This window comes from Sphingobium sp. SA916 (assembly GCF_002894065.1).
Lineage (GTDB): Bacteria > Pseudomonadota > Alphaproteobacteria > Sphingomonadales > Sphingomonadaceae > Sphingobium > Sphingobium fuliginis.
On record NZ_LXYF01000001.1, the window covers coordinates 45637 to 70569 of the forward strand.

Sequence of the window (24933 nt, forward strand, 5' to 3'; positions counted from 1 at the left end):
TCAGGCAAATAACACAGCATGACCGAAGCGATGAAAGATCCCCTGCCCCTTTCCGACCCTGACGCCCTGCCCCGCGCCTTCGGCGCCGGACCGCCCAGCGCCTTCGCGCCGCCGCGGCCATGGAAGCGCCGGGTGCAGATAGCCGGATGGGTGGTCGCGGCGCTGCTGGCGCTGTTGATGATCCTCATCGCCTGGCTCGCGGTGACGGCGCCCATGTCCCGATCCCTGAAGCCCATCGCGCCCCCCAGCATCAGCCTGATGTCGGCGGACGGCCATCTGATCGCGCGGCGCGGCGCGATCATCGACAAGCCCGTCACCGTCGCGGCCCTGCCCAAGCATGTGCCGCAGGCCTTCATGGCGTTCGAGGACCGGCGATTCTATGACCATTGGGGCGTCGATCCACGAGGCATAGCGCGGGCGGCCTGGCATAATCTCTGGTCCAGCGGCTCCTCCCAGGGCGGCAGCACGATCACGCAGCAGCTTGCCAAGGGCGTGTTCCTCTCCAGCGACCGGACCTTCGGGCGCAAGGCGCGGGAGGCGCTGATCGCCTTCTGGCTGGAGGCATGGCTGACCAAGGACCAGATATTGGAGCGCTATCTGTCCAACGTCTATTTCGGGGACAATGTCTATGGCCTGCGGGCCGCGTCCCTGCACTATTTCAACCGCCAGCCGGAACGGTTGACCATCCCCCAGGCGGCGATGCTGGCGGGGTTGCTGAAGGCGCCATCCCGCCTAGCGCCGACCGCCAATTTGAAGGGCGCGCGCGACCGCGCCGCCCTGGTGACGCAGGCGATGGTCGAGGCAGGCTACATCACCAAGGCGGAACGCGACGCCCTGCCCCCGGCGCGGCTCAACGTGCATGAAGCGCCCGATCCGACCAGCGGCACCTATTTTGCGGACTGGGTGCTGCCGCAAGCGCGGGACAGGGCCGGCGCGGTCTATGGCGCGCAGAATGTGGCCACCACGCTCGACTGGCGCATCCAGCGGCTGGCGGAGGCTGCGATCCGCCGCGCCCCGCTGGGCAAGGCGCAGGCCGCCCTGGTCGCGATGAAGCCCGATGGCAGCGTGGTCGCGATGGTCGGCGGCAGGAATTACGGCGAGAGCGCCTTCAACCGCGCCGTCCAGGCGAAGCGGCAACCGGGTTCCACCTTCAAGCTGTTCGTCTATCTTGCCGCCTTCCGGGCCGGCATGACGCCCGACGACTTCATCGAGGACACGCCGATCACCACGGGCAGCTATCGCCCGGCCAATCATGGCGGCAAATATCGCGGGCGGATCACATTGCGGCAGGCCTTCGCCGCGTCCAGCAATGTTGCCGCGGTACGGCTGACGCAGAAGGTGGGCGTCGACAATGTCATCAAGGTGGCGCGCGATCTGGGCGTGACGGCCCCCTTGACGGAGGATTTGAGCCTGGCGCTCGGCACGTCGGAAATACCGCTCGTCGAACTGACGGAGGCCTATGCGGCGGTGGCGGCGGGCGCCTATCCGGTGCTGGCGCACGGCCTGCCGCCGGAGGAGCAGGGCTGGTTCGACCGGCTGATGAGCCGCCAGAAGCATTTCAGCGACGACCAGTTGGAGATGATCCGCGACCTCCTGTCCTCCGCCGCCAATCGCGGCACCGGCAGCGCGGCCGCGCTTCGCACCAGCACCTTCGGCAAGACGGGGACGACGCAGGACAGCCGCGACGCGATCTTCGTCGGCTATGCGGGCGGGCTGGTGACGGCGGTGTGGATCGGCAATGACGATAATACGCCCCTGCCCGGCGGCGCGGCGGGCGGCGGCGTGCCCGCCCGCATCTGGCGGACCTTCATGGCGGGCGCGATCAACGAGCCGGTCGAGGATGCGCCGGAGGAAAGCAGGGACAGCGATTTGGTCAACGCCATAGCCAATGTCGCGACGGAGGCCGGGCTCGGCAATATGAGCGTGGGCCTGGATACGGAGGGGGTGACGGTGAATATCGGCGGCGGCCAGCTTCGCCTGCCCATCGACCAGCCGCAGGGGCCGCCGCCCGGCGTGCCCGGACCGCAGCCGGGCGCGCCGCCGCCGCGCGTGATCGTTCCGGCCAGTCCCGGGACCACCGATCAACAGCCCTGACGGCGGCGGAATGGATGCGCGCCTGCCTGCGCCGCCACATGCAATATTTTCCCGCCGGCGCCATGCAAGACCCCTTCCGCCCTTTCTCCTGAACGCATCCTGCCCTACATGGATCGGAATGAGCGCCCCCCTCTACAACAAGGACATTTTGCGGCTGGCCGCGAACATACCCCATCACAAGCGGCTGCCCGACGCGCAGGCCAGCGTCGAGAAGCGCTCGCCCACTTGCGGGTCGCGCGTGACCGCCGACGTCAGGATGGAAGATGGCCGGCTGGCCGATATGGGGCTGGACGTGAAGGCCTGCGCGCTGGGGCAGGCCTCCGCGGCGCTGATGGCCGCGCAGGCGATCGGCCTCACCGCCGGCGAACTGGCGGAGGCGCGGGACCGGCTGACCGCCTATCTGGCGGGGGAAAGCGATGAGCTGGATTTCTGGCCGGGGCTGGCCGTACTCGCGCCCGCCCGCGATTATCCGGCCCGCCACGCCTCCATCCGGCTGGGCTTCGAAGCCATTGCCGAAGCCGCGCGCATGGCCGACGCCTGATGCAGGGGCAGACTGGGCCAACTGCTGCGGTACCTGTTTCCGCCACCGATATATTGTTGTCGGAGGGCGTGATCCTGCTGGGCGCGGCAGTGCTGTTCGTCATGCTGTTCCGTCGCCTTGGGCTGGGCGCCGTGCTGGGCTATCTGGTCGCGGGCGCACTTGTGGGTCCGCAGGGCCTGAGGCTTGTCGGCGGAGCGGAATCGAAGCTCGCCATAGCCGAGATCGGCATCGTGCTGCTGCTGTTTCTGGTGGGCCTCGAACTGCATCCGGCCCGGCTCTGGCGGCTGAAGCGCGACATCTTCGCGCTCGGCATGGCGCAGGTGGTGCTGTGCGGATGCGCGCTGACGGCGATCATCTTCTACACGACCGGCTTCACCTGGGGGGCGGCCATTGCGCTGGGGCTGCCGCTGGCGCTTTCCTCCACGGCGCAGGTGCTGCCCGGCCTCAAGAGCAGCGGCCGGATCAATTCGCCCTTCGGTGAAAAGGTGTTCTCGATCCTGCTGTTCCAGGATCTTTCCATCGTCCCGCTGATCACCATCGTCGCCGCGCTGTCCCGCAACCCGGCCGATGCGGCCGGTCCGCCGGGATGGCTGATGGCGGGCTATACGGTGGCCGCCATCGCCGGGCTGGTCCTGACGGGCCGCTTCATCCTGCGCCCCCTGCTCCATCTGGTCGGGCGGCTGGGGGAGCGGGAGCTGTTCGTCGTCGTCGGCCTGTTCACCGTGCTGGCGGCGGCCGCGCTGATGCACGCGCTGCACCTTTCGACCGCCCTCGGCGCCTTCGTGGCGGGCGTGATGCTGGCCGATTCGCCCTATCGCCATGAGATAGAGGCGGATGTCGAACCCTTCCGCTCGATCCTGCTCGGCCTGTTCTTCCTGGCGGTCGGCATGGTGCTGGACCTGCATGCGGTGGCCGCCAATCCGCTGTTCGTCATCGGCATGGCGGCGATACTGGTGCTGACCAAGGCGGCGCTGATCACCGGCCTTGCCCGATTGTTCGGCATGGAATGGAATCAGGCCATCGGCTCCGGCCTGCTGCTGAGCCAGGGGGGCGAATTCGGCTTCGTGCTGTTCGCGCAGGCGCAGAGCGCCCTGCTGATCGCTCCCCAGGCCGCCAGCCTGTTCAGCGCCATCGTCACCTTCTCCATGGCGACAACGCCCTTCCTGATGCTGTTCGCGCGCAAGCTGGAATTCGCCAGGCCCAAGGCGAAGCCGGACCTGCCCACGCCCGAGGAGGCGCCGCGCGGCACGGCGATCATCGTCGGCTATGGCCGTTTCGGGCAGACCGTCGCGCAGATGCTGATGGGCCATGGCTTCGGCGTCGTGCTGATCGACAAGAAGCCGTCGCAGATCGAAGTGTCCAGCCGCTTCGACATGAAGGTCTATTATGGCGACGGCACGCGCATCGACCTGCTGCGCCGTTCTGGCGCGGAAGAGGCGCGGCTGATCGCCTTCTGCATCGACGATCCTTCGCTCGACGGGCGGGTGCTGGAACCGATAGCCGAGGCTTTTCCGCAGGCGGCGCTGGTGGTACGCGCCTTCGACCGGCGGCAGTTGCTGGCGCTCAAGGACATGGATCTGGCCGGCGTCGTGCGCGAAGTGTTCGAATCCGCCATCTGCATGGGCGTTCTGGCGATGCAGGCACTTGGCGTTCCGCCGGAAGAGGTCGAGGAAGTGGAGCGTCAATATCGCCGCAATGACGAACAGCGCATGGCGCTCCAGATGGAGCATGGCAATCTGATGGCGGCGAAGGAGCTGATGTATCGGCCCGGCAGGCAAATGCGCCTGCTGGCGCGCGGCGATGGGGAGGAAGAGGCATGATCGCGGTTCTGGCTGCATTATCGGCGGCCGTGGCGATAGCGGCGGGCGCCTTCGGCGCGCATGGCGCGGCCAGCCCGCAGGCGGCGGAGTGGCTGCGCACCGGCGGGCTCTATCAGCTCGTCCATGCGGTGGGCGCGCTCGCCATCATGGGAGTGGCGCGGGGTCCGGCGGCGCTGCATCTTGGCGGAGCGGCGATCTTCGCCTTCACCCTCTACGCCATGGCCCTGGGCGCTCCCAAATGGCTGGGCGCGGTCACGCCCGTCGGAGGGACGCTGATGATCGCCGGCTGGATATGGGCGGCGTGGATCTACTGGCGCGGCTGACAGACCGCGCCCGCCACTTGCCCCCGCATTAACCCAGGCTTAGATTGAACCCATGGCCGACCATCATCATCACGACCATCACGAACCGTCGAGCGACAGTCTCGCGGATGCCGCCCGCGCCACGCTGGAGGCGAGCCAGGAACAATGGACGCCGATGCGCGCGGCCATTTTCGATGCGCTGGCGGCGGAGGAAACCCCCGCATCCGCCTATGACATAGCCGACAGCGTGTCCAAGGCGCGGGGCAAGCGGGTGGCGCCCAACAGCGTCTATCGCATCCTCGACCTGTTCGTGAACAACAACATCGCGATGCGGGTGGAAAGCGCCAATGCCTATATCGCCAATGTGCATCCGGGCTGCCATCACGACTGCATCTTCCTGGTATGCACCCGCTGCAGGCAGGCGACGCATGTCGACGACGACAAGGTGACCGACAAGGTCCGCGCAGTGGCCCGGGGCGAGGGTTTTCAGCCGGATCGCCCCGTCATCGAGATATTGGGCATCTGCGCCAAATGCGCCGCGTGATGGCGTTGCGCTTTCGCCCGGAACGGCCCAGAGCATTTTCGAAGCGGATGCGATCTGCTGACTCGGAAAATGCGGCAAGCAGGGAACTTCCTGCGTTCGGGAGTCTATGTCTTTCATGAACGATCGTCCTTCCACCCCGCTGCTCGACCAGGTCGTCTGGCCGGCGGACCTGCGCAAGCTGCAACCGGGCCAGCTTCGGCAACTGGCCGACGAGCTGCGGCAGGAGGTGATTTCCGCCGTCGGCGTGACCGGCGGTCATCTGGGTTCCGGCCTGGGCGTGGTGGAACTGACGACCGCCATCCATTATGTGTTCGATACGCCGAACGACAGGCTGGTCTGGGACGTCGGCCATCAATGCTATCCGCACAAGATCCTGACCGGACGGCGCGACCGCATCCGCACGCTGCGTCAGGGCGGCGGCCTCAGCGGCTTCACCAAGCGGGCGGAGAGCGAGTTCGATCCCTTTGGCGCGGCGCATAGCTCGACCTCGATCAGCGCGGCTCTCGGCTTTGCCGTGGCGAACAGGATGAAGGGTCAGCCCGGCAAGGCGATCGCCGTCATTGGCGACGGCTCCATGTCGGCGGGCATGGCCTATGAGGCGATGAACAATGCGCGGGAGGCCGGAAACCGGCTGATCGTGATCCTGAACGACAACGACATGTCGATCGCGCCGCCGGTCGGCGGGCTGTCGGCCTATCTGGCGCGGCTGGTGTCGAGCCGGGAGTTCCTTGGCCTGCGCGACCTTGCCAAGCGGCTGGCGCGGCGGCTGCCCCGCCCCCTTCACAATGCGGCGCGCAAGACCGACGAGTTCGCGCGCGGCATGGCGATGGGCGGCACGCTGTTCGAGGAACTGGGCTTCTATTATGTCGGCCCCATCGATGGGCATAATCTCGACCAGTTGATCCCGGTGCTGGAGAATGTCCGCGACGCGGCGGAGGGGCCATGCCTCGTCCATGTCGTGACGCAGAAGGGCAAGGGCTATGCCCCGGCGGAGGCGGCGGCGGACAAATATCATGGCGTGCAGAAGTTCGACGTCATCACCGGCGCGCAGGCCAAGGCGCCTCCCGGTCCGCCCAGCTATACCGGCGTCTTCGCCCAGGCGCTGATCGCGGAGGCGGAACGCGACCCGGCGGTATGCGCGATCACCGCCGCCATGCCGTCGGGAACGGGGCTGGACAAGTTCGGCGCCGCCTTTCCCGACCGGACGTTCGACGTCGGCATTGCGGAACAGCATGCCGTGACCTTTGCCGCGGGGCTTGCCGCGCAGGGCATGCGCCCCTTCTGCGCCATCTATTCGACCTTCCTGCAACGCGCCTATGATCAGGTCGTCCATGACGTGGCGATCCAGAATCTGCCGGTGCGCTTCGCCATAGACCGGGCTGGCCTCGTCGGTGCCGACGGATCGACCCATGCGGGCAGTTTCGATGTGACCTATCTTGCCAGCCTGCCCAATTTCGTCGTCATGGCGGCAGCGGACGAGGCGGAACTGGTCCATATGGTCCACACCAGCGCCCTGCACGACGATGGGCCGATTGCGGTGCGCTACCCGCGCGGCAACGGCACGGGCGTCGCCCTGCCCGCCACGCCGGAAAGGCTGGAAATCGGCAAGGGCAGGATCGTGCGGGAAGGACGGCAGGTCGCGATCCTGTCTCTCGGAACCCGGCTGGAGGAGGCGCTGAAGGCGGCGGAAACGCTGGAGGCCAAGGGACTGTCCACGACCGTGGCGGACCTGCGCTTCGCCAAGCCGCTGGACGAAGCGCTGATCCGCAGGTTGCTGACCACGCATGAGGTTTCCGTCACCATAGAGGAAGGCTCGGTCGGCGGGCTGGGGGCGCATGTGCTGACATTGGCTAGCGATCAGGGGTTGATCGACAATGGTCTCAAGCTGCGCACCATGCGCCTGCCCGACATCTTCCAGGATCAGGACAAGCCGGAAAAGCAATATGCCGACGCCCGCCTGGACGCGAGCGCCATAGTCGACACGGTGCTGACGGCCCTGCGTCATAACAGCGCCGGGATCGGAACCGAAGTCCGGGCATGATAAGCAACCAAAAGGTTGCATGATGGAGGTTATGAGTGCATATGGGCAATCCGGAGGTTGCCTATATGCCTGATTCCATCACCAAGACCATCGAGATCGCCGCCCCTGTCGAAAGGGTGTGGGACGCGCTGATCGATCATGAGAAGTTCGGAAGCTGGTTCCGGGTCGCTCTCGATCAGCCCTTTGCCGTGGGGGCGGCTTTGACCGGATATATGACCTATCCGGGATATGAGGATTATCGCTGGGAAGCGCGGGTCGTAGCGATCGAGCCGATGACGCGCTTCGCTTATGAATGGCCGGCGACCGGCGGCGACAAGGAATTGATGGAAAGCGGTGTGGCGGTGTCCGAATGGACGCTGGTCGAATTCATGCTGGAGCCGACCGCCCTGGGCACCCGGCTGATGGTCACGGAAAGCGGCTTCGACAAGGTTCCCGAACCCCGGCGAAGCAATGTCATGCGGGATAATGAAGGCGGCTGGGCGGAGCAGGTGAAGAATATTCGCGACTATGCCGAGCATTGACGCTGCCCCAGCCCGACTTTTCGCGGCCTTGGGAGATGCGACGCGGCTGGGCATGATCGGGCGGCTTGCCGATGGCGGAGAGCGTTCGATCGGTCAGTTGGGCCATGGATTGCCGATCAGCCGCCAGGCGGTGGCCAAGCATCTGGATGTGCTGCTTGGCGCCGGACTCGTCACGCGGACCAGGGCCGGGCGCGAGGCGCTGTTCAGCCTGCGGCCCGAGGGTGTCGCAGAGGCCAGGGACTGGCTCGCCAAGGTCGGCAGTCAATGGGATGGGACTTTGGGCCGGCTCAAGGATTTCGTTGAGAGCCAGCCCTGAATTCCGGTTTTTCCGATTATTGCGGAGTGGCCGCGCGGGCGTCCTGACCGTCACCTTCAGGGGCGGCGATGATGTCGCGGGTGGTTGCGCCCTTTTCGACCACTTCGGTCGCCGGATCGCCGGCGGAGGAACGAATGCCCGCGGCGGCATTGGCGCGGCCGGCCGCGTTCAGAGTGGCGCTTTCGCCCGGGCTGCGGGCAGCGGGACCGCCGAACATGGCGTCCATCGCAGCCTTGCTCGAATCGACCGACGCGGCGGCAGGCGTGCCGGGCGCGGGCGGAACCAGCGCGAAATCAGGCGGGATCACGAGCGGAGCCTGGCGCGAAACGGCAAATTCGTCGGGACGCGACCGGTTGAAAAGGCCGCCGCCACCGCCGCAAGCGGACAGCATGGAAATCAGGCCAGCGGCGAGGATCAGTTTACGCATCAGTTCATTGACTCCGTCTTTGCGCCCTTCTCGCGCAGCAGAAGCGCCCGCGCAAGCAGGATCAGCACGCCGAAAGTGATGGCTGCATCGGCCAGGTTGAAAATCAGGAAAGGCCGCCACTCCCCGAAATGCAGGTCGGCATAGTCGACCACATAGCCCAGGCGCATGCGGTCGATGATGTTGCCGATGGCGCCACCCAGGACGAGGCCGAGCGCCGCGACGTCCTGACGCGCCTTTTCGCGCCACATCCACACGGCCACGAAACCCGCGATCAGCATGGTCATGCCGACCAGTATCCAGCGCATCATGTTCGTGTCAGCGTGGAAGAAGCCCATGGAAACGCCGCGATTTTCCAGCCAGCGCAGGCGGAAGATCGGCAGGATTTCAATGCCGTCGTCCATCCGGCTTTTCAGCGCGAGGGGATAGGTGACGGTATATTTGACGAGCTGGTCGAGCACGAGCGTAACGGTCGCGACGATCAGGCCCAGAGGGCGATGGTGGACGGAATTTGGCATCAATTAGTGCTCAACCTGCATAACTTGGTCCCCCCGTGCACTGGCAAGCGCTTCATGCTCACGCCGACAAAACCTCTTCGCAGCGGTTGCAGAGCGCGCCGTCTTCCTCGACCTCCGGCAGCAGGCGCCAGCAGCGGCCGCATTTGTGCCAGTCGCTGGGCTTGACGACGATGCTGTCGCCCTTGCCCATTTCGATGCGGGCGACGATGGCGATTTCAGCGAAGTTCACACCGTCACTGGGGACCAGTTCACCCATGGTGACATCGGCTTCCAGGCTGGAGCGGATGACCTTTTCGCGGCGAAGAGGCTCGATGGCTTCGTTGACCTGATCGCGCTGGTTGCGGATCTCCGCCCATTTGTCGTCCAGGCTCTGGTCGAGCCATGCCGCATCGACGGTCGGCCATTCCAGGAAATGCACGCTTTCTTCGGCATTTGGATAGCGGCTTTGCCACACTTCCTCAGCGGTGAAGGGGATGATCGGCGCGGCGTAGCGGACCAGCGCGTGGAACAGCGTGTCGAGCACGGTGCGGTAGGCGCGGCGCTTCGGGTCCGACTTCGCATCGCAATAGAGGCAGTCCTTGCGGATGTCGAAGAAGAAGGCCGAAAGGTCGCTGTTCGCGAAATCCATCAGTGCGCGGGTGTAGCGGCTGAATTCCAGCCAGTTCTCGCTGCCGGCCGCCTTGTCGACCACGCTGCGGAGATCGGCGTCCAGCCTTGCCAGCAGATGGAGCATGTAGCGCTCCAGTTCCGGCATTTCAGCGACGGGCAGCCTTTCCTCTTCGGAAAAGTCGGAAAGCGCGCCCAGCAAGTAACGGAAAGTGTTGCGGAGTTTGCGATAGGCGTCGGACGAACCGGCCAGCACTTCCTTGCCGATGCGGACGTCGTCGAAATAGTCGGTGCTGGCGACCCAGACGCGCAGGATGTCGGAGCCGCTTTCGGCAATGACCTTCAGCGGATCGACGACATTGCCGAGGCTCTTCGACATTTTGCGGCCCTGCCCGTCCAGCGCGAAGCCGTGGGTGAGGACGGCGTCATAGGGCGCGCGGCCGCGCGTGCCGCTGCTTTCCAGCAGCGAGGACTGGAACCAGCCGCGATGCTGGTCGGAGCCTTCCAGATAGAGATCGGCGCGGACGCCTTCGCCGTATCGGCCCTCCACCACGAAGCTGTGGGTCGAGCCGCTGTCGAACCAGACGTCGAGAATGTCGTTCACCACCTCATAGTCGTTGAGGTCGTAATCGGGGCCGAGCAGCGCCTGGTGATCGGCGCCGAACCACGCATCGGCTCCCGCGCCCCTGAACGCTTCGAGGATGCGGGCATTGACTGATTTATCAACCAGATAGTCGCCGGTCTTGCGATGGACGTAGAGGGCGATCGGGACGCCCCATGCGCGCTGGCGGCTGATCACCCAATCCGGGCGGCCCTCCACCATCGAGCGGATGCGGTTGATCGAGCGTTCCGGCACCCAGCGGGTGTGTTCGATGGAGTTGAGGGCGAGTTCGCGCAGGGTGGCGGCGTTGTCGCCCTCACCCTTCCCACCCGCTTGCGCGAGCGGGGCCCTTCCCTCTCCTTCAAGGGGAGAGGGATTCTGGTCCATGGGGATGAACCATTGCGGGGTGCAGCGGAAGATGATCTTCGCCTTGGAGCGCCAGCTATGGGGATAGCTGTGTTTGAAGTCATCGGAGGCCGCCAGAAGCCCGCCGGCTTCGCGCAGGTCGGTGCAGATGGGTCCGTCCCTGCCGACGAATTTCGGGTTGATGACGCTGCCTTGACCGCCCAGCCAGAGCCAGTCCTCCCGATATTTGCCGTCATTTTCGACGGCGAAGACCGGGTTGATGCCGTTCGCCTTGCAGAGCGCGAAGTCGTCCTCGCCATGGTCGGGGGCCATGTGGACGAGGCCGGTGCCCGCGTCGGTGGTGACGAAATCGCCCGCGAGGAACGGGCGGGGTTTGGCGAAAAAGCCGCCAAGGGCGTGCATCGGGTGGCGGGCGACGGCTCCGGCGAGGTCGGCGCCTTTGCCGCGCCAGAGGATTTCTGCCTCAGGCGTCGCGGTGGAGGCGGCGTCGGGAGATGGGTTCCCGCCTTCGCGGGAATGACGCAGGAGGACGGAGGGGACGAGGGCTTCGGCCAGCAATAATTTGCGGCCGTCGCTTTCCACGAGGACATAATCGACTTCGGGGCCATAGGCCAAAGCCTGATTGACCGGGATCGTCCAGGGCGTGGTCGTCCAGATCACTGCATGCGCGCCGACCAGTTCGGGCGCGTTCGGGGCTTCGACAATCTCGAACGCCACGTCGACCTGGGTCGACACGATGTCCTCATATTCGACCTCCGCCTCGGCCAGCGCGGTCTTTTCGACCGGGGACCACATGACGGGCTTCGCGCCGCGATAGAGCTGGCCGCTTTCCGCGAATTTCAGCAGTTCGCCCACGATGGTGGCTTCGGCGTCGAACTTCATGGTGAGATAGGGATCGTCCCAGTCGCCCATGACGCCAAGGCGCTTGAACTGTTCCTTCTGCACGCCCACCCACCTGTCGGCATAGGCGCGGCATTCGGCGCGGAATTCCTGGGCCGGAACCTCGTCCTTGTTCTGCTTCTTCTTGCGATATTCCTCCTCGATCTTCCATTCGATGGGAAGGCCGTGGCAGTCCCAGCCGGGGATATAGGGCGCGTCATAGCCCAGCAGCGACTGGCTGCGGACGATGATGTCCTTCAGCACCTTGTTCATCGCATGGCCCATATGAATGTCGCCATTGGCATAGGGCGGGCCGTCGTGGAGGATGAAGCGCCTGCGGCCCTTCCGCCGCTCCCGCAGCTTGCCGTAGAGGTCCATTTCTTCCCAGCGGGCCAGGATCGCCGGTTCCTTCTGCGCGAGGCCCGCCTTCATCGGAAAGTCGGTGACGGGCAGGAAGACGGTGCTCTTGTAATCCTGGGTTTCTTGGCGAGGCTGATCGGTCATTTTGGGTCCGGCGGTGAAATAATCCGTTCGTTCCGGCCTGCCGAACGATCGCGCTCTTCCTCAAGGAAAGAAAAGGGCTTCGACAGGCTCAGCCCGAACGGGTGAGAAATATGCCCGGTGCATTAGGCGAGGTGCGGCGTTCCCGCAAGGATTTGCCGCGCATCGTCGCAATCCTTCGCGATGGCGGCCATCAACGCGTCGAGGCCGTCATATTTCGCTTCAGGACGAAGATAGTGGATCAGTTGAACCTCGATCCGCTGGTCGTAGAGATTTTCGGCGAAGTCGAGGAAATGTGGCTCCAGCAATTCCTTGGGCGGATCGAAGCTGGGACGGATGCCAAGATTGGCCGCGCCGTCCAGCACGCGCCCGTCGGCCAGCAGCCCGCGCACGGCGTAGATCCCATAGGCCGGGCGCAGATAATGGCCAAGATCGATATTGGCCGTTGGAAAGCCGATGGTGCGGCCGAGCTTGTCGCCATGCTGGACCACGCCTTCAATGGCGAAGGGGCGGGTCAGCAGGCGGGTGGCGGTTGCGCAGTCGCCGGACTGGAGCGCCTTGCGGATGCGGGTGGAGGAGATGATCTCCCCATCCGCGCCGGTGACCGGGGGTACGGCTTCGGCGGCAAGGCCGAGCGGTGCGCCCAGTTGCGCAAGGCTCCGGGTGGAGCCCGCGCGGTCCTTGCCGAAGGTGAAATCCTCCCCCGTCACGACTCCGGCTACGCCCCAGTCGACCAGCAGGCGAACGAAGGAGAGCGGGTCCAGCGCGGCCAGTTCGCGGGTGAAATCGAACACCAGCATCGCGTCGGCGCCCGCGCGGGCGAAGAGGCGTTCCCGCTGGTCGAGGGTGGTCAGGCGGAACCAGGGGGTTTCCGGGCGAAAGAGCCGCATCGGATGCGGGTCGAATGTGGCGATGACAGCGGGCCTGCCCTGCGCGCGGGCAAGCTCTATGGCCCGGCGGGCCACGGCCTGATGCCCGGCATGAAATCCGTCGAAATTCCCCAGCGCCATGATGCTGCCGCGCAGATGCGCGGGCATCGGGGCGCCGCTGTGCAGCCGCTCCATGAGGGGCGCTATAGGGATGCGTCCGGCCGCTGGCAATGCGCGGCGGCGCGGAGGAAAGTGACGAAGCTGTAGGCGGGGCGGCCATTTTCGGCCGGATGGTCCTGCCGGGCGACTTCCCGCCAGTCGGCGGGATCGGGATAGGCGATGCGGGTGTCGCCTTCCGCATCCACATGGACCTCTGTGAGTTCGATGCGATGGGCGAAAGGCAGGAAGAGGCTGTAGATTTCCGCGCCGCCGATGACGGTGACGGTGGGCGATGCGGCCCTGGCTATGGCGTCCCGCGGGCTGTGGGCGGTTTCGGCGCCCTCCCCCCTCCATGTGCTGTCGCGGGTCAGGACGATATGGCGGCGGCCGGGCAGCAGGCCAGGAAGGCTGTCGAAGGTCTTGCGGCCCATGATCATCGGGTGGCCGAGGGTGAGCGCCTTGAAATGCCGGAGGTCGGCGGGCAGGCGCCAGGGCAGGTCGCCGTCCCGGCCGATCACGCCATTGTCGGCGCGGGCCAGGATGAGGAGGATTTCGGCGGTGGGACTGGTCATGCGGTTCGGGCCAATATTTGATCGATCACGACACCCATCCTGCGTTCGGGCGGAGCCTTTCGAAGCCCCCATCGCCTCCCCCTTTAAAGAGAAGTGAAGCCCTTCGACAAGCTCAGGGCGAAGGAGGAGAGGTTAGAGGGTCAGGCGGGTGACATGGCCCATCTTGCGCCCGGGGCGGGCTTCATGCTTGCCGTAGAGGTGCAGGTGATTGGCCGGATCGGACAGGATCTGCAGCCAGTCATTGGCCTCGACGCCGATCAGGTTGCGCATCTCCACCTTCGTCGCGGCGAGGCCGGTGTCGCCCAGCGGCAGGCCGCAGATCGCGCGGACATGATTTTCGAACTGGCTGGTCACCGCTCCTTCGATGGTCCAGTGGCCGCTATTGTGGACGCGCGGGGCCATTTCGTTGAAGACCGGGCCATCGGCGCTAGCGAAATATTCCAGCGTCAGGACGCCGACATAGTCGAGCGCGTCGGCGACTTTCGACGCCAGGGCGCGGGCTTCGGCAAGCTGGCCTTCGATCCGCGCGCCGGCGGGAACCGTCGAACTGTCGAGAATGCCGTCCCTGTGGACATTGGCGGCGCTGTCCCAGAAGCGGATGTCGCCATAGGCGCCGCGCACGAGGATGACGGAGAATTCCTCCGCAAAGGTGACGAAGCCTTCGAGGATGGCGCTCTGGCGGCCAATGGCGTTCCACGCGCCGACTGCATCGCCGGGATCGGAGAGGCGCGCCTGCCCCTTTCCGTCATAGCCCATGCGGTTGGTCTTGAGGATCGCCCTACTGCCGATCTGGTCCAGCGCCTCTTCGAGGTCGTCCAGGCTTTCGACCGGGGCGAAGGGCGCGGTGAGGCCGCCCAGGTCGCAGACGAAGCGCTTTTCCGCGAGGCGGTCCTGAGCTACGCGCAGGGCCTGGGCGCCGGGGCGGACGAGACCGTGGGTGGCGAGGACTTCGACCGCCGAGGGATCGATATTCTCGAACTCATAGGTGACGACGTCGACGCTGTCGGCGAAGGCCGCCAGCGCGTCGGCATCCTCATAGGCGCCCTGCGTCCAGCGGGGAGAGACGTCGGCGGCGGGGCCGCTCGATTCCGGGGCGTAGATGTGCGTGCGATAGCCAAGCTGCGCGGCGGCGATGGCGATCATCCGGCCCAACTGGCCGCCGCCTAATATGCCGATGGTGGAGCCGGGCGGGATGATGGTCATCTTATTCGGGGGTGTCCGCTACGTCGTTGGTCTGCCTTTCGCGCCAGGCGTCGAGGCGCTGCGCCAGCGCTTCGTCGGTGGTGGCGAGGATCGAGGCGGCGAAGAGCGCGGCGTTGATCGCGCCGGGCTTGCCGATGGCGAGCGTGCCGACCGGAACGCCGCCGGGCATCTGGACGATGGAAAGCAGGCTGTCCATGCCCTTCAGCGCCTTGGATTCCACGGGCACGCCCAGCACTGGCAGGCGCGTCATGGAGGCGGCCATGCCGGGAAGGTGCGCGGCGCCACCGGCTCCGGCGATGATGACTTTCAGGCCCCGGCCGACCGCGCCGGTGGCATAGTCGTAGAGGCGCTGAGGGGTGCGGTGGGCGGAGACGACCTTGCATTCATGGGCGACGCCGAGGGCCTCCAGCGTGTCCGCCGCGTGGCGCATCGTTTCCCAGTCGGATCGGCTGCCCATGATGATGCCGACTTGCACGGCTTCGAGTGCCCCGGTCATTTCGCTTCGCACTTTCCCTGATCATGCGGAAAGCAAAGCCCCTTAGCGGGAGGTTCGCGGAGGGGCAATGCTTCTTTCTTCCCCCTGCGGGAGGGGGACTTTCTAGCGTTCCGACAGGTAGTAGCGGTCCCTGGCGGTCAGGTCGTCGGCGAGTTCATAGACGATGGGCTGACCGGTCGGGATTTCCAGTTCGGTGATCTCATCGTCGGGAATGTTCGAGAGATGCTTCACCAGCGCGCGGAGGGAATTGCCGTGGGCGGAGATGACGACGCGCTTGCCGGCCTTGAGGTCGGGGGCGATCCGCTCTTCCCAATAGGGCAGCACGCGGGCGATCGTGTCCTTTAGCGATTCCGTCGAGGGGATCGGAATGCCGGCATAGCGGCGGTCCTTCGACAGGTCGAACTCGCTGCCCGCCTCCAGCGGCGGCGGCGGCGTATCGAAGCTGCGGCGCCAGATCTTCACCTGCGCGTCGCCATGCCTGGCCGCCGTCTCCGCCTTGTTGAGGCCAGTAAGGCCGCCATAATGGCGTTCGTTGAGGCGCCAGTCCTTTTCGACCGGCAGCCACAGGCGGCCCATTTCCTCCAGCACCAGGTTCAGCGTCTTGATCGCGCGGGTCTGGACGGAGGTGTAGCACTGGTCGAAGTCCAGCCCCTTTTCCCTGAGCAGGCGGCCGGCGGCGCGGGCTTCCTCCGCGCCCTTTTCGGTCACGTCGACGTCCCACCAGCCGGTGAAGCGGTTTTCGAGGTTCCAGGCCGACTGGCCGTGGCGGATGAGGACGAGCGTGGGCATGAAGCGTGTCTCCTGCACGAGAAACCAAGAATTGCGCCCTCCCATAGCGCGGGAAATATCCGACGCAAGCTTGCGCGGCCCCGGCCTGCCCCCACATTGCAGTCGGTCCGTCGATGGGATAGCCCACGCAGAAGCTGAAGGAAGGAACCGGCAACTTGGCATTTGTGAAGGGCGTGTGGCGCATATTGGTGGCCATCAAGGACGGGCTGGTGCTGCTGTTCCTGCTGATGTTCTTCGGGGCGCTCTATGCCGCCCTGTCCTGGTCGCCCAAGCCCGCGCAGAGCGTCGGCAGCGGCGCGCTGCTGCTGAAACTGGACGGGACCATCGTCGAACAGCCGTCGGAAATCGATCCGATGGCGCTGCTGTCGGGCGGGAGCGACCGGGCGAAGGAATATGGGCTGGCCGACATCGTTACCGCACTGGATGCCGCCAGGGACGACAGGAAGGTGAAGGCCGTCGTGCTGAACCTGGACGGTTTCATGGGCGGCGGTCAGGTGGCGCTGGCGCGGGTGGGCAAGGCGCTGGACGCGGTGCGCGCGGCGAAGAAGCCGGTCTTCGCCTATGCGGCCATCTATAGCGACGACAGCTATCAACTGGCCGCGCATGCGAGCGAAAGCTGGGTGGACCCGCTGGGCGGCGTGGCGATCACCGGGCGCGGCGGATCGGGGCTGTATTACAAGGGGCTGATCGACAAGCTGGGGGTCAACACCCATGTCTATCGCGTCGGCACCTACAAGAGCTTCGTCGAGCCCTTCACGCGGACCGGCCAGTCGCCGGAAGCGAAGCAGGCCAATCAGGCGCTCGCCGATGCGCTGTGGGAGGATTGGCGGCAGGAAGTGGCCAAGGCGCGGCCCAGGGCGCGGCTGGCGGCCTATGTCGGCAATCCGGCGGCTCTGGCGGAGGCGGCTGGCGGCAATCTGGCGAAGGCGGCCTTGGGCGCCGGGCTGGTCGACCGGGTGGGCGACGAAGCGGCCTTCGGCGCGCGGGTGGCAGAGGTTGCGGGCGATGCGCCGGACGACAGGGCCGGGAATTTCGCCGCCATCGATCTTAAAAACTATATGAGGGCGCACAAGCCCGCCAATGACGGCGAGATCGGCGTGCTGACCATTGCGGGCGACATCGTCGATGGCGAGGCCGGGCCGGGCACGGCGGCGAGCGACACGATTTCGGCGCTGCTGCGCAAGGCGCTGGCGGACAAGGACCTGAAGGCGCTGGTGGTCCGGGTCGATTCGCCGGGCGGATCGGTGATGGCGTCGGAGAAGATCCGCAGCGCCATCATGGAAGCGAAGTCCGAAGGTCTGCCGGTGGTGGTGTCCATGGGCAATGTGGCGGCCAGCGGCGGCTATTGGGTGTCGACGCCGGCCGATGTGATCTTCGCGGAGCCGGATACGATCACCGGTTCGATCGGCGTGTTCGGCATCATACCCAGCTTCGAGGGCACTCTGGCGAAGATGGGCGTCACCACCGACGGCGTGAAGACGACGCCGCTGTCGGGCCAGCCGGACATTGCCGGGGGCACCACGCCGGAGTTCGACCGGATCATGCAGATGGGGGTCGAGGATATTTACGGCCGCTTCGTCGGGCTGGTCGCGCAATCGCGCCGCAAGACCCCCCAGCAGATCGATGCCATTGCGCAGGGCCGCGTCTGGGACGGCGGCACGGCGCGGCAGATCGGCCTGGTGGATCGCTTCGGCGGGCTGGAAGAGGCGATTGCCGAGGCGGCGAGGCTGGCGAAGATCGATCCGGCCAAGGCCAGGCCCTATCGCATTGCCAAGGAACCGGACAAGTTCGCCGAATTCGTCCAGTCGATCATGGATCGGGAGGATGAGGACGATGCCGGGGCCCCGTCAGCCATGGTCGGGCGCGACCTGCTCGGGCGGCAGGCGATCGTGCAGCGGAACTGGGCTTTGCAGGCTGTCGCCGATGTGCGCGCGCTGGTGAGCGGCGCGGGCGTGCGGGCCGATTGCCTGGAGTGCCGGGGCTATGGCGCGCCGCGGGTGGCGACGGCGGCGGATGAACGGGGGATGGTGGCGCTGCTGCTTGGGCTGTGGCGGTGATGTGCGGTGCTGCTTGATGTGGCATGGGGATTGATGGCCAGTGGCGGACATTCCTTTCTTCCTTGAGGGAGGGGGATGGGAAGCCCTGGCGGCAAAGGAGCGTGGGCGGGGTTGGATGAGGAAGGGGCGGGCCTGAGGCCCGCGCGATCCGTTGGATCGCAACCCCCTCACCCAGCTACGACTAGGCAGCAAGCTGCCAAGTCTGCGCAGCCCTCTCCCTCGAGGGAGAGGGGTAAAGCGGGTGTCCGCTTATTCACCCAGCCCAGACGCCACAAAGGCCCTTCCTGCAGCCGTTATCTTTTCACATCGACCCTTCGCCATGGAACACTGGCGCGGGGGAGCCCCTCTCCCTATAGCTGGTCCATGGCATCCACCGAAAAGAAGAAGAAATCCGACTCCGCCCGGACCAAGGTGCGGCCCGCAGGTTTCCCGACGCGCGAGCAGGTGATGGATTTCATCGCCACGTCCGACCAGCCGGCCGGAAAGCGGGAGATCGCGAAGGCCTTCGGTCTCAAGGGGCAGGAGAAGATCGCGCTCAAGGCGCTGCTCAAGGACATGGCGGACGAAGGGCTGATCGACATCGGCCCGGCGCGGGCCTTCCACAAGATGGGCGGCGTGCCCAAGGTCACGGTGCTGCGGATCGTGGATGTCGACGACACCACCCTGATCGCCACGCCGGAACGCTGGGAGGCGGAGGGACAGCCCGCGCCCCGGCTGCGCGTCATGGAGCGGGGCAAGCGCGGCGCGCTGACGATTGGCGACCGCATATTGGCGCGGACGGAGGAAGCGGGGCGCGGCTGGGTCGCGCATCCGATGAAGAAGCTTGCCAAGGCGAGCGAGGAATTGCTGGGCGTGGTCGAGGAAGCGGATGGCGGCAAGCTGTGGCTGCGCCCGGTCGACAAGCGCATCCGGCGGGATACCCCGATTTCGGACGCCGGCACGGCGAAGAAGGGCGATCTGGTGCTGGCCGAGCCGGTGGGGCGCCCGCCCCGGACCACGGCGCGGGTGACGGACATATTGGGCGATCCCTTCGCGCCGCGCAGTTTCAGCCTAATCGCCATCCACAAGCATGGCATTCCCCACGTCTTTTCCGAGCGGGTCGAGGAGGAGGCGGTGACGGCTTCCAGCCTCGCCTTGCATGAGGAGAAGCGGGAGGATTTGCGGCACCTGCCCATCGTCGCCATCGATCCGGTCGATGCGCGGGACCATGACGATGCGGTCTGGGCCGCGCCGGATGATGATCCGGCCAATGAGGGCGGCTACAAGGCGATCGTCGCGATCGCGGACGTCAGCTATTATGTGCGTCCGGGCAGCGCGCTGGACCGCGAGGCGAGGAAGCGCGGGAACAGCGTCTATTTCCCCGACCTGGTCGTGCCGATGCTGCCCCACCAGCTTTCGTCCGACATGTGTTCGCTGCGGGCGGGCGAGGATCGTGCGGCCATGGCCTGTCACCTCGTGCTGGATGCGGCGGGCAAGGTGAAGAGCTGGCGCTTTTCCCGCGCGGTGATCCGGGTGGCGGCGGTGCTGGCCTATGAGGATGCGCAGGCGGCAATCGACGGCGAAAAGCCCCTTGACCTGTTGGAACCGGCATTAAAGCCCCTCTGGGCCTGCTGGGCGCTGCTGCGCAAGGCGCGGGACAAGCGGGAACCGCTGGCGCTGGACCTGCCGGAGCGGCGGGTGGTGCTGGACGAATATGGCAAGATCGTCAGCGTGGCGGTGCGCGAGCGGCTGGACGCGCATATGCTGATCGAGGATTATATGATCGCCGCCAATGTCGCGGCGGCAAAGGCGCTGGAGGCCAAGAAGGCGCCGGTCATGTACCGTGTCCATGAGCCGCCGAGTAGGGACAAGCTGGTGGCGCTGAAGGATTATCTGGCGACCTTCGACATCGAATTCGCCCTGGGGCAGGTGGTGAAACCCGCCACCTTCAACCGGCTGATCGCGCGGATCGGGGAAGCGGAGGAGAAGCCCCAGATCATGGAGCAGATCCTGCGCAGCCAGACGCAGGCCTATTATGCGCCGTCCAATATGGGGCATTTCGGGCTGGCGCTGGGGTCCTATGCGCATTTCACGTCGCCGATCCGGCGCTATGCGGACCTGCTGGTGCATCGGGCGCTGGTGGGCGCCTATGGGCTGGAGCTGCCCGCGCCCAAGGGGGATATTCCCGACCGGTCTTCGCTGAGCGGCGAGGATATGGAGAATATGGGCCGCGTGGGCGAGATGATCAGCCAGCATGAGCGCCGCGCCATGGAGGCGGAGCGGGAGACCATCGACCGCTATGTCGCGGCGTTCCTGGCGGCGCATGTGGGCGATCTGGTGGAGGCGCGGATCACCGGGGTGCAGAGCTTCGGCTTCTTCGCCACGGTCGAGGGGCTGGGCGGCGACGGGCTGGTGCCGGTGTCGACGCTGGGCGACGAGCGTTTCTTCTTCGACGAAGCCGGGCGGGCGCTGGAAGGCGTGGAGAGCGGGGACCGCTATACGGTCGGGCAGCGGCTGCAATTGCGGCTGGCCGAAGCGGACCCGATCAACGGCTCGTTGCGCTTCGAACTGCCCGACGCCCTGCCCCAGCGGCCGAGCTTCAAGAAGGACCGCGTGCGGCCCGGCAGCGTCAGGCGCGGGCGGCCGACCAATATCCGGCACATCGGATCGAAGCGGGGCAAGCATCGGCGGTGAGAGCCCCTTTGCGATGAAGCTTCCACGGCGCGGGTTGACGCGAGTTCCTGTCCTTGCAGGAGCAGATGGCGCTGCAACCTCCACGGCGTGACCGTGAACGAAAAGGGGCGGCCCCGCAGGACCGCCCCTTTTTCCTCTTCAACCGTCAATGCGGCTTCAGGCTGCCGCGCTCTCCGGCTCGACCGCGAACAGGGTCACGCCCTTATATTTGCTGTCGCCCTGATCATAGAGGCCGTGCATCGCCTCGAACTTTTCATCGACCAGGCTGACGTCGTTCAGTCCCGCCAGCTTGAAGGTGCCGAGCTTCAGCTCCCGCGGCGGGCGGCCGTCGCGCTCTATCGTCACCGCGTCGATGAACATTTCGTCATGGCGCGTGTAGAGGATGTGCGGCGCGAGCTTCACGACCATCTTGTTGTAGGTCGCCATCAGACATTTCTGAAGCGCTATCGCCTCGAAGAACATGGTAGGAGCGTTCATAATGCGTTTTTCATTACCGATTTGACGCGCCGGTTCAATTGCTTTGTGCGTCGCACCATCGCACGGCGACGCAACCCGGCCCATGCCCGCGACAAATGGATTCAGGCGTTTCGCCTGCGCGATAGAAGATGCAGCCGCTCACGCAAGGCCCAGCGCGCCACCAGCAGCAGCGCGACGACGCCCAGCCCGCTCGCGAGTCCCAGCCAGATGCCAAGGCCCTGCAACCCCAGCGGAAAGGCCAGGACGATGCCGATGCCGATGCCGATCACCCAATAGCCGATCAGGGCGAAGATCATCGGCACGCGGGTATCCTGTATGCCCCTCAATACCCCTGCCCCCACCGCCTGCGCGGCGTCCACCAACTGGAACAGCGCCGCGACGCCCAGGAAACCGACCGCCAGCATCGCGGTCCGCGCATTGGCGGGATCGGCAAGGTTCAGGAAAGCGGAGATCAGCATGCGCGGAAAGGCGATGAGCATCGTCGCGGCGATCAGCGCGAATCCGGTCCCGATCGCCAGCGCCAGCCAGCCCGCACGGCCGACCGCCGCCAGATCCCCCTTTCCATAGGCGAGGCCCAAGCGCACGGTCGCCGCCTGACCGATGCCCATCGGCACCATGAAGACGAGCGCGGCGATCTGGATCGCGACGGCGTGCGCCGCCAGCGAGTCGCGGTCGATCAGCCCCATCAGGAAGGCGGAGGCGTTGAACACGGTGGTTTCCAGCCCCAGGGTGATCGCGATCGGCAGGCCCAGCGCCCATACGGCCCGGTGCCGTTCGCGATCACGGGTCCAGAATCGTCCCAGCAGACGATAGCGGCGGAACCGCCGGTCGATCAGGATGACCGACAGCAGCCCGAGGAACAGGAAGGAAGAGGACAGCGTGCTGGCGATGCCCGCGCCGAAAATCCCCAGCGCGGGAAAACCCAGATGCCCGAAGATCAGGGTCCAGCCCGCCAGCAGGTTGAACGGGATGGCGCAGACCATGATGATCAGGCCCCAGACCGGCCGTTCCAGCGCGGAAATGAAGTTGCGCAGCGTGGTGAAGCCCAGAAAGGGCAGCAGCGCCCATTGCAGGCCGCGCATCAGTTCGCCCGCCTGCGCCGCCAGGTCCGCCTCCTGCCCCATCAGCAGCAGGATGGATTCGCTTTCCCAGAGCAGCGCCCAGGCGGGCAGTACGAACAGGGTCGCCGCGCGCAGCGTCTGGTGCACCGTCCGCCTGACGTCGCGCACCGAATGCCGCCGACGCCCCCGTTCCGTGGCGATCAGCGGCGCGGCGGCGGTGACAAGCCCCATGCCGAAGATCAGCAGCGCGTTGAACAGGTTGATCGCCAGCGCCCCCGAAGCCACCGCGCCCGCGCCAAGCCGGCCCAGCAGCAGCAGGTCGGTCGCCGCGATGCCGGCCCAGGCGATATTGCCCGCGATCATCGGCAGCGCGAGCGCGGTCAGCGCCCCGGCCTCCAGACGCCAGGGTGAACGCATCGATCAGTGCTTTTTGAAGAGGTGCAGCACCGCCACGACGATGCCGCCGACGACCAGCCCGACGATAGCCGCGCCCGCCGCGTTCACGACCCATTCCACCGCCGGCGCGATGGCGGGCAGCCCCCGGCCCGCGGCTTCCGCGACATGATGGATGGCGCCGGGGATGAGATCCCAGTGAAATTCGTGCAGCCCGTGGACGATCAGGCCCCCGCCGACCCAGAGCATGGCCGCCGTGCCGACGACGCCCAATATCCGCATCAGCACCGGCATGGCCTTCACCATCGCACGGCCCAGTACCCGCGCGCCGGCCGAACGCCGCTCCGCCAGATGCAGGCCGATATCGTCCATCTTCACGATGAAGCCGACGACGCCATAGACGCCGGCGGTGATCAGGAAGGCGACGACGATCAGGACGATCGCCTGCTCCCAGATCGGTTCCGCCGCCACGGTGCCGAGCGCGATCGCCATGATCTCGCCCGAGAGGATGAAGTCGGTGCGGATCGCACCGGAGACCTTCTGGTCCTCCAGTTCCTTCGAACTGTGCGTTTCCAGCGCCTCCTCCGCCAGATCGTGGCCGCCCTGCACTGCCTCCAGCAGCTTTTCGGCCGCTTCGAAACAGAGAAAGGCGCCGCCCAGCATCAGCAAGGGGGGCAGAAGCCAGGGTGCGAGGGCGCTCAGAACCAGCGCGGCAGGGAGCAGGAACAGCAGCTTGTTGCGCAGCGATCCCTTGGCGATCTTCCAGATGATGGGGAGTTCGCGGTCCGGCGTCAGGCCCATGACATAGCGCGGCGTGACGGCGGTGTCGTCGATCACGACGCCCGCCGCCTTCGAGCCCGCCTTGCCCGCGGCGGCGGCGACATCGTCCAGCGAACTGGCGGTAAGCTTGGCAATCCCCGCCACGTCGTCGAGCAGCGCGATCAGACCCGAAGGCATTGATATTATTCCCCTGTTGGCCCCGGCATGGGACCGGCAGCCGCCTCAATAGAGGCGGGGCGCAAGCGGTGCAATGGATTGGGAAGCGATCGGATCGATAAGGGGGCGAGCCGGCGGCTCAATGCAGCCCGCGATAATTGCCCGGCGGGTCGCTGGCGGGGAAGCTTTCATCGACCTGCTCGTCCACCATGTCCCAGTCGCGCGCGTCGATATGCTGCTCGTCCGGCCCGGCATCGCGCACCGGGCCGGAGGAGAAGCCGGTCCCGCGATAGTCGCCCGCGTCGCGCTGCGCCTGCCACTCCTTCCATCCCCTCCACGCCACGGCGCCCAGTCCGGTGAGGAATGCGAGTTTCAACAACCCCTTCATTTCGGCTTCTCCTGTATTTGGTGCAGATGGACCCATTCGGCCCGGTTGCCGCTGACGGTGTCCGGCGTCAGCGGGATGTCGCCTTCCTCGTCGGTGCCGCCCGGCGGTTCGACGGACGGCGCGGAGGCGACGGCCCAGCGCTGGCGCAGCGCGGCGTCGATCATCGCCTGCCAGACCCGTTCGTCACCCGCCTGCCGCATGGCATCGTCGGGGTCCTTGATGATGGCGAGCAGGCCTGCCGCGGTTTCCACCTGTTCCTGCCAGCGATCCGGACCCAGGTCGGGATTGCCGGCGGCCAGATGCCGCGCCAGCCGTTCGAGAAGAATGCGCTGCTCCATGCGCTGGTGAACGCGGGCCGGACCGCCCTGTTCCCCCCGTCGTTCGGTTCCCGCGTCGTAACGCCTGTGCAGCGATGTGAACGGCCCGCCGGTTCGATCGTTAGCCTGGAATGCAAGGAAAAGGAGACGATCATGCCCCAGGGCGACAAGAGCAGCTACACCGACAAGCAGAAGCGCAAGGCGGAGCATATCGAGCAGGGTTATGAGGATCGCGGCGTGGCCCGCAAGGAAGCGGAACGGCGCGCCTGGGCGACCGTCAACAAGGAATCGGGCGGCGGCAACAAATCCGGCTCCGGCCGGGGCAAGCCGGACAGCCATGCCTCCTCGCGCAAGGGCGGGAAGAAGGGCGGCGCGGCGTCGGCCCGGCGTCCGGCCGCCGATCGGTCCGCCGCCGCCAGAAAGGGTTGGGAAACCCGGCGGAAAAAGGCGCATGGGTGACGGCGGAGGC

Annotated in this window: 24 protein-coding genes; 11 read left to right on the top strand and 13 right to left on the bottom strand. The window is 66.2% G+C overall.

Annotated elements, in window-relative coordinates:
• The first annotated feature begins 18 nt into the window (after window positions 1-18).
• From A8G00_RS00235 to A8G00_RS00270, 8 genes are all read left to right on the top strand, one after another.
• Entirely contained in the window at window positions 19-2094 is a 2076-nt protein-coding gene (locus A8G00_RS00235) for a transglycosylase domain-containing protein (protein WP_102999669.1), read from the top strand.
• A gap of 118 nt (window positions 2095-2212) precedes the next feature.
• Window positions 2213-2635 carry an iron-sulfur cluster assembly scaffold protein gene (locus tag A8G00_RS00240; protein WP_025550045.1) on the top strand — a complete coding sequence of 141 codons (423 nt, stop codon included), beginning with the start codon at window positions 2213-2215 and terminating at the stop codon, window positions 2633-2635.
• Window positions 2635-4455 carry a monovalent cation:proton antiporter-2 (CPA2) family protein gene (locus A8G00_RS00245; protein ID WP_048578048.1) on the top strand — a complete coding sequence of 607 codons (1821 nt, stop codon included), beginning with the start codon at window positions 2635-2637 and terminating at the stop codon, window positions 4453-4455. Before A8G00_RS00240 ends, A8G00_RS00245 begins: the two co-directional genes overlap by 1 nt.
• Window positions 4452-4778, top strand: coding sequence for a DUF423 domain-containing protein (locus tag A8G00_RS00250; RefSeq protein WP_025550047.1), 327 nt, complete (start codon window positions 4452-4454; stop codon window positions 4776-4778). Before A8G00_RS00245 ends, A8G00_RS00250 begins: the two co-directional genes overlap by 4 nt.
• Window positions 4779-4830: 52 nt before the next feature.
• Window positions 4831-5301: a Fur family transcriptional regulator gene (locus A8G00_RS00255; protein ID WP_025550048.1), complete on the top strand. Its 471-nt coding sequence runs from the start codon at window positions 4831-4833 to the stop codon at window positions 5299-5301.
• A gap of 106 nt (window positions 5302-5407) precedes the next feature.
• Window positions 5408-7342: a 1-deoxy-D-xylulose-5-phosphate synthase gene (dxs, locus tag A8G00_RS00260; RefSeq protein WP_172451711.1), complete on the top strand. Its 1935-nt coding sequence runs from the start codon at window positions 5408-5410 to the stop codon at window positions 7340-7342.
• Window positions 7343-7407: 65 nt separating this feature from the next.
• Window positions 7408-7863: an SRPBCC family protein gene (locus A8G00_RS00265; protein WP_102999800.1), complete on the top strand. Its 456-nt coding sequence runs from the start codon at window positions 7408-7410 to the stop codon at window positions 7861-7863.
• Window positions 7850-8179 (top strand): helix-turn-helix transcriptional regulator, encoded by a 330-nt coding sequence (locus tag A8G00_RS00270; protein ID WP_044662499.1) that lies wholly within the window; start codon window positions 7850-7852, stop codon window positions 8177-8179. Before A8G00_RS00265 ends, A8G00_RS00270 begins: the two co-directional genes overlap by 14 nt.
• 16 nt (window positions 8180-8195) lie before the next feature.
• On the opposite strand, the gene A8G00_RS00275 is transcribed toward A8G00_RS00270, so the two are convergent.
• From A8G00_RS00275 to gpmA, 8 genes are all read right to left on the bottom strand, one after another.
• Window positions 8196-8606, bottom strand: coding sequence for a DUF3035 domain-containing protein (locus A8G00_RS00275; RefSeq protein ID WP_025550052.1), 411 nt, complete (start codon window positions 8604-8606; stop codon window positions 8196-8198).
• Window positions 8606-9121 carry a signal peptidase II gene (gene lspA / locus A8G00_RS00280; protein WP_102999670.1) on the bottom strand — a complete coding sequence of 172 codons (516 nt, stop codon included), beginning with the start codon at window positions 9119-9121 and terminating at the stop codon, window positions 8606-8608. Before lspA ends, A8G00_RS00275 begins: the two co-directional genes overlap by 1 nt.
• A 58-nt stretch (window positions 9122-9179) precedes the next feature.
• A complete protein-coding gene (gene ileS, locus A8G00_RS00285) occupies window positions 9180-12077 on the bottom strand; it encodes an isoleucine--tRNA ligase (RefSeq protein ID WP_102999671.1) in 2898 nt (965 codons plus the stop codon).
• Between the two features lie 122 nt (window positions 12078-12199).
• Window positions 12200-13138 (bottom strand): bifunctional riboflavin kinase/FAD synthetase, encoded by a 939-nt coding sequence (locus A8G00_RS00290; protein ID WP_044662502.1) that lies wholly within the window; start codon window positions 13136-13138, stop codon window positions 12200-12202.
• Between the two features lie 8 nt (window positions 13139-13146).
• A complete protein-coding gene (locus A8G00_RS00295) occupies window positions 13147-13674 on the bottom strand; it encodes a dihydrofolate reductase (RefSeq protein ID WP_102999672.1) in 528 nt (175 codons plus the stop codon).
• Window positions 13675-13806: 132 nt separating this feature from the next.
• A complete protein-coding gene (locus A8G00_RS00300; protein WP_102999673.1) occupies window positions 13807-14877 on the bottom strand; it encodes a 5-(carboxyamino)imidazole ribonucleotide synthase in 1071 nt (356 codons plus the stop codon).
• 1 nt (window position 14878) lies between these two features.
• Window positions 14879-15373 (bottom strand): 5-(carboxyamino)imidazole ribonucleotide mutase, encoded by a 495-nt coding sequence (purE, locus tag A8G00_RS00305; protein ID WP_102999674.1) that lies wholly within the window; start codon window positions 15371-15373, stop codon window positions 14879-14881.
• Between the two features lie 102 nt (window positions 15374-15475).
• Window positions 15476-16162 carry a 2,3-diphosphoglycerate-dependent phosphoglycerate mutase gene (gene gpmA / locus A8G00_RS00310; RefSeq protein ID WP_048578042.1) on the bottom strand — a complete coding sequence of 229 codons (687 nt, stop codon included), beginning with the start codon at window positions 16160-16162 and terminating at the stop codon, window positions 15476-15478.
• 155 nt (window positions 16163-16317) lie between these two features.
• On the opposite strand from gpmA, the gene sppA reads away from it, so the two are divergent.
• Together sppA and rnr are read left to right on the top strand one after the other, a co-directional pair.
• On the top strand, window positions 16318-18219 hold the full coding sequence (sppA, locus tag A8G00_RS00315) for a signal peptide peptidase SppA (RefSeq protein WP_102999675.1): 1902 nt from the start codon (window positions 16318-16320) through the stop codon (window positions 18217-18219).
• A 363-nt stretch (window positions 18220-18582) separates the two neighbouring features.
• Window positions 18583-20892, top strand: coding sequence for a ribonuclease R (gene rnr / locus A8G00_RS00320; protein ID WP_102999676.1), 2310 nt, complete (start codon window positions 18583-18585; stop codon window positions 20890-20892).
• A gap of 156 nt (window positions 20893-21048) precedes the next feature.
• Here the strand turns inward: rnr and A8G00_RS00325 are convergent, their stop codons facing one another.
• From A8G00_RS00325 to A8G00_RS00345, 5 genes are all read right to left on the bottom strand, one after another.
• Complete coding sequence (locus tag A8G00_RS00325) at window positions 21049-21369, bottom strand: hypothetical protein (RefSeq protein ID WP_025551395.1); 321 nt, start codon at window positions 21367-21369, stop codon at window positions 21049-21051.
• A gap of 101 nt (window positions 21370-21470) precedes the next feature.
• Complete coding sequence (locus tag A8G00_RS00330) at window positions 21471-22847, bottom strand: MATE family efflux transporter (RefSeq protein WP_102999677.1); 1377 nt, start codon at window positions 22845-22847, stop codon at window positions 21471-21473.
• Between the two features lie 3 nt (window positions 22848-22850).
• Window positions 22851-23780, bottom strand: a complete 930-nt coding sequence (locus tag A8G00_RS00335; protein ID WP_025551398.1) for a DUF808 domain-containing protein — start codon at window positions 23778-23780, stop codon at window positions 22851-22853.
• Window positions 23781-23898: 118 nt separating this feature from the next.
• Window positions 23899-24147: a hypothetical protein gene (locus A8G00_RS00340; protein ID WP_025551399.1), complete on the bottom strand. Its 249-nt coding sequence runs from the start codon at window positions 24145-24147 to the stop codon at window positions 23899-23901.
• Entirely contained in the window at window positions 24144-24485 is a 342-nt protein-coding gene (locus A8G00_RS00345) for a hypothetical protein (RefSeq protein WP_102999678.1), read from the bottom strand. The genes A8G00_RS00340 and A8G00_RS00345 overlap by 4 nt, the downstream gene beginning before the upstream one ends.
• Before the next feature lie 132 nt (window positions 24486-24617).
• Here A8G00_RS00345 and A8G00_RS00350 point away from each other — a divergent pair, with 132 nt between their 5' ends.
• Complete coding sequence (locus A8G00_RS00350; RefSeq protein ID WP_102999679.1) at window positions 24618-24923, top strand: plasmid stabilization protein; 306 nt, start codon at window positions 24618-24620, stop codon at window positions 24921-24923.
• Window positions 24924-24933: the final 10 nt, after the last annotated feature.

What these genes read in the sequence shown, in the direction of transcription:
- lspA (WP_102999670.1), bottom strand. Translation starts at nt 9,121, where the DNA reads ATGCCAAATTCCGTCCACCATCGCCCTCTGGGCCTGATCGTCGCGACC.
- ileS (WP_102999671.1), bottom strand. Translation starts at nt 12,077, where the DNA reads ATGACCGATCAGCCTCGCCAAGAAACCCAGGATTACAAGAGCACCGTC.
- A8G00_RS00295 (WP_102999672.1), bottom strand. Translation starts at nt 13,674, where the DNA reads ATGACCAGTCCCACCGCCGAAATCCTCCTCATCCTGGCCCGCGCCGAC.
- A8G00_RS00240 (WP_025550045.1), top strand. Translation starts at nt 2,213, where the DNA reads ATGAGCGCCCCCCTCTACAACAAGGACATTTTGCGGCTGGCCGCGAAC.
- A8G00_RS00290 (WP_044662502.1), bottom strand. Translation starts at nt 13,138, where the DNA reads ATGGAGCGGCTGCACAGCGGCGCCCCGATGCCCGCGCATCTGCGCGGC.
- A8G00_RS00265 (WP_102999800.1), top strand. Translation starts at nt 7,408, where the DNA reads ATGCCTGATTCCATCACCAAGACCATCGAGATCGCCGCCCCTGTCGAA.
- A8G00_RS00270 (WP_044662499.1), top strand. Translation starts at nt 7,850, where the DNA reads ATGCCGAGCATTGACGCTGCCCCAGCCCGACTTTTCGCGGCCTTGGGA.
- A8G00_RS00255 (WP_025550048.1), top strand. Translation starts at nt 4,831, where the DNA reads ATGGCCGACCATCATCATCACGACCATCACGAACCGTCGAGCGACAGT.
- A8G00_RS00325 (WP_025551395.1), bottom strand. Translation starts at nt 21,369, where the DNA reads ATGAACGCTCCTACCATGTTCTTCGAGGCGATAGCGCTTCAGAAATGT.
- rnr (WP_102999676.1), top strand. Translation starts at nt 18,583, where the DNA reads ATGGCATCCACCGAAAAGAAGAAGAAATCCGACTCCGCCCGGACCAAG.
- A8G00_RS00275 (WP_025550052.1), bottom strand. Translation starts at nt 8,606, where the DNA reads ATGCGTAAACTGATCCTCGCCGCTGGCCTGATTTCCATGCTGTCCGCT.
- A8G00_RS00350 (WP_102999679.1), top strand. Translation starts at nt 24,618, where the DNA reads ATGCCCCAGGGCGACAAGAGCAGCTACACCGACAAGCAGAAGCGCAAG.
- A8G00_RS00345 (WP_102999678.1), bottom strand. Translation starts at nt 24,485, where the DNA reads ATGGAGCAGCGCATTCTTCTCGAACGGCTGGCGCGGCATCTGGCCGCC.
- purE (WP_102999674.1), bottom strand. Translation starts at nt 15,373, where the DNA reads ATGACCGGGGCACTCGAAGCCGTGCAAGTCGGCATCATCATGGGCAGC.
- A8G00_RS00245 (WP_048578048.1), top strand. Translation starts at nt 2,635, where the DNA reads ATGCAGGGGCAGACTGGGCCAACTGCTGCGGTACCTGTTTCCGCCACC.
- A8G00_RS00335 (WP_025551398.1), bottom strand. Translation starts at nt 23,780, where the DNA reads ATGCCTTCGGGTCTGATCGCGCTGCTCGACGACGTGGCGGGGATTGCC.
- dxs (WP_172451711.1), top strand. Translation starts at nt 5,408, where the DNA reads ATGTCTTTCATGAACGATCGTCCTTCCACCCCGCTGCTCGACCAGGTC.
- A8G00_RS00340 (WP_025551399.1), bottom strand. Translation starts at nt 24,147, where the DNA reads ATGAAGGGGTTGTTGAAACTCGCATTCCTCACCGGACTGGGCGCCGTG.
- gpmA (WP_048578042.1), bottom strand. Translation starts at nt 16,162, where the DNA reads ATGCCCACGCTCGTCCTCATCCGCCACGGCCAGTCGGCCTGGAACCTC.
- A8G00_RS00330 (WP_102999677.1), bottom strand. Translation starts at nt 22,847, where the DNA reads ATGCGTTCACCCTGGCGTCTGGAGGCCGGGGCGCTGACCGCGCTCGCG.
- A8G00_RS00235 (WP_102999669.1), top strand. Translation starts at nt 19, where the DNA reads ATGACCGAAGCGATGAAAGATCCCCTGCCCCTTTCCGACCCTGACGCC.
- A8G00_RS00250 (WP_025550047.1), top strand. Translation starts at nt 4,452, where the DNA reads ATGATCGCGGTTCTGGCTGCATTATCGGCGGCCGTGGCGATAGCGGCG.
- A8G00_RS00300 (WP_102999673.1), bottom strand. Translation starts at nt 14,877, where the DNA reads ATGACCATCATCCCGCCCGGCTCCACCATCGGCATATTAGGCGGCGGC.